Source organism: Pseudomonas aegrilactucae (genome assembly GCF_019168305.1).
In the GTDB taxonomy this organism is placed as follows: Bacteria; Pseudomonadota; Gammaproteobacteria; order Pseudomonadales; family Pseudomonadaceae; genus Aquipseudomonas; species Aquipseudomonas aegrilactucae.
In genome coordinates, this window is record NZ_JAHTBI010000138.1 from 1 (window position 1) to 1,040 (window position 1,040).

Genomic DNA, 1,040 nt, shown 5'->3' on the forward strand with positions numbered 1-1,040 from the left:
GGATCATAGTACCGATACCGGTTGTAATGCAGCCCAGTCTCACGGTCGTGATACTGCCCCTGAAACCGTATCGGGTTGCTCAGCCCGATCTGCTTCGCCCAACCCGAGCGCTCCTCTCGTACCTCACCCCACGCCTTGTACTGCCCCGTCCACGCCACCGCCCCATTGTGGTCGGTCAGTTCCATCGGCGTGCCCAGATGATCGCACTGGTACCACGCAATCGCATCCAACGCCTGCGGTTCCATGTGCGTTTGCCACAACGGATCCTGGTCGAAGTCGTAGCTGCGCTGGCTCCAGTCAGGCTGCTTGTGCAACCGCACCGGGCCCTTGCGCAAGGCCTGCGCCACCGGCACAAAGCTGCCCGGCTCATACAGGTAATGCACCGTGCGCCCGGTATCGCCCTCATCACGCGGCGGTGAGCTTTCCCATGCCAGCGTGTCACCGTCCCAGCCAAACAGCGTAAAACCACAGTCCAGCTCGCGCTGGCGCTTGGCCCGTTCCAGCTGGTTCCAGCCCGTGCCGGCCTGCGGCTTGTTCCAGTAATGCGCAACTGAATGCTTGTGCAGCCGCCGTCCGAGGGCGTCGTAGCTGTACTCCACCTTGAGCTTGTCATCGCTGTAACTGCCCAGCCGATCGAATAGGTCCCAGGTGAACTGCGCCCGTACGCCGTTGTGCAGCCGGTGCATGAGGTTGCCGCGCTCGTCATAGCTGTAGTGCGTACCGGCATACTCACGCAGCAGGTTGTCCATCAGCCTGTTGCGCTTCGGGTCCTGGTCCAGCGGACGCTGCATCTGCTGCGTCTTCTCGTCCAGCAGGTTACCCGCCGGGTCGAACGCGAAGGTCTCCACACCGAGGCGACTGGTCGCCTGTAACAACCGGCCCACGGGGTCGTACTGGTAGGCCAGATGACCGCGTCGGCTGTCGTGGATATCGGTCAGTTGCCCGCCGGTATCGTACTGGTACTGACGCTTGAACAACGTGGACTTACCGTCGTGGCTGCCCAGCAGTTGCTCCTGCAGCCGCCCGGCCGGGTCCCAGGC

The 1,040-nt window shown here is 63.1% G+C and carries 1 protein-coding gene; it reads right to left on the bottom strand.

Annotated elements, in window-relative coordinates:
* Positions 1-1,040: RHS domain-containing protein (locus KUO17_RS25820; protein WP_217978387.1), on the bottom strand; the 1,040-nt coding region annotated here is incomplete at both ends.